Origin of the sequence: Candidatus Accumulibacter phosphatis (assembly GCF_012939955.1) — a bacterium.
In the GTDB taxonomy this organism is placed as follows: domain Bacteria; phylum Pseudomonadota; class Gammaproteobacteria; order Burkholderiales; family Rhodocyclaceae; genus Accumulibacter; species Accumulibacter delftensis.
The window spans coordinates 1-3603 of record NZ_SPMY01000085.1 but is presented as its reverse complement, the minus strand read 5'-3'; the positions used below and the strand labels follow the sequence as shown (position 1 = coordinate 3603).

The window sequence follows — 3603 nt, the reverse complement described above, 5'->3', positions numbered from 1 at the left end:
CGAGGAGAAGGGAGTTTCGTGAGTCGCTTGCGCGACTTTCACATTAACGGTCATGACACGTGGAGACACCCCAAATCATGAAAGTCATGACCGTTTCCCTCTTCCCCTGCCCCTTCTCCCGCGAGGGAGAAGGAAGTTTCGTGAGTCGCTTGCGCGACTTTCACATTAAGGGCAACGGCAAATGGGCTGCTGCGCAACGCTCACCCGGAGACGGTCAAAAAAAAAACCCCGGAAACCGGGGTTTTTCTAAGGCCTGCCGCTTGCTCAGAAGGCCATCGAGTATTGCGCTCCGAAAAGCCAGACGCTGGAGTCATAGTCGCCGGTGACCGTACCGCGATTGGTCAAGGGATTGATCGTGGTCTCGTTCTGGTTGATCTTCGTATTTGGGATGTAAATGTAAGCCGCACCGAGTTCAAGCGTCTGTTCCTTGGCCGGCTTCCACTGCAGCCCGGCGGTAAACCAGGTGCGATCGTTGTCGGGCAGAGAGGTCAGACGAGTGCTCGAACTCTTGACCGGAGTCTGGTCGTAGGCCAGACCGAACATGAACTTGATCGCGTCCGTATACTTGTAGTTGGCGCCCATGGCAACCCGCCAGGTATCGTCGAAATTCGCACGCAGGATCTGCGCAGGAGTGCCGGCTTGCAGCCCCGAGGTGCGGATAATGTCGACGTCCTGAATCGAACTCCATCCCGTCCAGGACACATCACCCAACATCTCCCAGCGGTCGCTCAGTTGCTGCGTAACGCTGAGAATGAAGGTATCCGGCACTTCGAGGTCCGCCTTGACATCGCTGGCCCCGCCCCTGACGGCCAAGCCCGCGGCAGTGGCATTGCCAGCTGCCGTACCATCGCCACTCAGTTTGACCTTGCCGTCGGTATTGAACTGGACGGTCGAGCGGTACGACAGGCCGACCTTGGTCGACGGCGAAAGCGTAAACAAGGCACCAATGTTCCAGCCCCAGGCATCGTCCTCGATGCTCATGTGCGATTCTACCTGCGGCAGCGCCCCAAAGCCCTGGGCAGGAAGTATGGCCACCTGCCGATAGTAATCGGCCTCGATCTTCTGCCAGCTGAAACCGGCACCCAGCGATACTTTTTCGTTGACCCGATAGGCGATCGACGGGTTGATGTTGATCGTTTTTATATCGAACTCGTTCGACTGCGCACTGCCCTTCCACGGCTTATCGTACTTGGTGGCATTGCCGAACGGCGCGCCGATACCAAGACCGATATAGAGATCCTTGTTCAGCGCCCACGAGATATATCCGTTCGGGATAAACGCCCAGCTACCGGCATCGTCACCGTCGCCAACGACGGGACTACTGAAGACGCCGACAGCGGATCCCTTGTTATTGAATTTGAAGCTCGGCCGCACTGCCGTCAAACCGCCGGAGACTTCACGCGCCTGCAGTTGCGTCATCCCGGCCGGATTCCAGAAAATCGTGCTGGCGTCGTTGGCCTTGGCCGCCGAGCCGGCGTAGGCATTGCCGAGACCGCTGCCCGCCTCCAGCAATTGAAAACCCGAGGCGCTCGCCGCACCCGAAAACGCCACCAGAAGCAGTGCCGGCATCACTCTCATCGAAATCCGCTGTGCCATTTTCTTGTTCCCCCTTGAATGTGATCTGGCGTGGCCTTTTCGCCACGCACAAATTGCTCCTTGTGGGCACATGCTAAGACCAACTACCGGAAAGATCTCTAGTTACAGAATGTTTGGCAGCGCTTCCTTCTCGCCGTGTTGGTTAATTGCAACACGGCTGAAGATGGCTTAAGTGATTTCTCCAGAGCTTCGTCCGGCCGTTGCCGATGCTGTCAGGCGTTGCGGCTCCTCAAATAATTGAGCGGCCCACCGGTAAACGGCGCGAAGCCGGTACCAAAAATGACTCCAGCATCAGCCAGATCGGCGTCGGCGACGACGCCATCGTTGACCAGCTGCTGTGTGCGTTCGAGCAAGGGCGCAACGAGGCGCTCGGCAAGACCGGCCGGCACGCTTCCTGGCACGCCCTTGGCCGCCTTTCCTTGCCGATATTCGTAGGACCCCCGCCCCGATTTCTTGCCGAGGTGGCCGGCGTTGAAGCGCTCGAACAGACAGCGCGGCGGCTCGGCATCAGCGCCAGCGAGGCTCTTTCCAACGGCCATGGCGACGTCGAGACCGACCATATCGACCAGCTCGATCGGCCCCATCGGCATGCCGAAGGCGAGCATCGCTTCGTCGACGGTTTCCAGTGCGAGCCCCTCGTCGACAGCACGCATCGCTGCGAGCATGTAGGGCCCGAGAACCGCGTTGACCAGGAATCCGGGCGCGCTCTTGACCGGCAGCGGCAAGCGATCGATTTGTTTGACGAAGGCTGTGCCACGCGCCAGCATTTCCGTGTCGGCGCCTTCGCCGGCCACGACTTCGACCAGCGGCATGGTGGCAACCGGATTGAAGAAGTGAAGCCCGACCAGGCGTCCCGGCCGGCTCAAGCCACTGTTCAACTCCTCTATCCTGAGGCTGGAAGTATTGGTCGCCAGCACCGCGTCCGGCTTGATCACCGCGTCGAGTTGCTCGAGCAAGGCGCGCTTGGCGTCGACGTTCTCGAAAATCGCTTCGATGACCACGTCGGCGATCTTCGCGCCGTGTCCGTCGGGGTCGGGAATCAGCCGGTCCATGACGTCGCGCAACTCGCGCGGATCCTTGATGCGCTTGCGGTACGCCGCGTAAGCGCGTTGCAAGGCCGGGGCGATTCGTTCCATTCCCTGATCCTGCAGGGTAACCGTCAGCCCGCGCAAGGCGCACCAGGCGGCGATATCGCCGCCCATCACGCCGGCTCCGACGACGTGCACCCGTTTGGCCTGGTAGGTACTCGCTTTTCCGAAACCCTTGAGTCGCTCCTGCATGAAAAACACGCGCACCAGATTGCGAGCCGTCGGCGAACGAACGATGCGGTCGATCAACCCGGGGGCGGCCAGCGCATTGCCCCGGTATTTCTCCCAGATATCGATGATGGCGTAAGGCGCCGGATAGTGCTCGACGCGCGCGCGCCTGGCGACCTGCTTTCTCGCGGCGCGCGCAACCAGAGGCTTGAGCGGACCATTGAGCAGCCGCTGCAGCACGGGCGGACGCCGACGCGGCTGATCGGCGACTATCAGCAGGGCAGCAGCGTTGTCCATCACCCGGGCCGGCACGCAGTCGTCTGCCAGACCGAGGCGCTTGGCGCGCTTGGCATCGAGGGCTTTGCCGGTGAGCATCATATCCAGCGCCGCCTGCGGGCCAATCCGCTCGGGCAGACGCAACATGCCTCCCCAGCCAGGAACCGATGCCCAGCATCACCTCGGGCAGGCCCAGCCGCGTCGCTGGCTCGTCGACGACCAGCAGATAGCGGCACGCCAACGCCAGTTCGAGACCGCCACCCAGGCAATGGCCGCGCACCAGCGCCAGCGTCGGATAGCTGACTGCTGCCAGGCGATTGAAGAGCTGCCAGCCGCGCTCAACCAGCGCGATGCCTTTTGCGGGCGTGTCGAGCTGGGTGAACTCCTGAATGTCCGCACCGGCGATAAAGCCTGCCGACTTTCCGGAACGGAAAATCAGCCCTTTCGGTGGCTCGCTGTCGAAGCGAGCGAGAAT

General features: G+C 61.2%; 1 protein-coding gene and 1 pseudogene. Both read right to left on the bottom strand.

Features of this window, described 5'->3' with window-relative positions:
- Positions 1 to 264 precede the first annotated feature (264 nt).
- A complete protein-coding gene (locus tag E4Q23_RS21100; protein WP_169068452.1) occupies positions 265 to 1596 on the bottom strand; it encodes an OmpP1/FadL family transporter in 1332 nt (443 codons plus the stop codon).
- A gap of 212 nt (positions 1597 to 1808) precedes the next feature.
- Positions 1809 to 3603 (bottom strand): annotated as a pseudogene (locus tag E4Q23_RS21095) (3-hydroxyacyl-CoA dehydrogenase NAD-binding domain-containing protein); the annotation flags it as partial.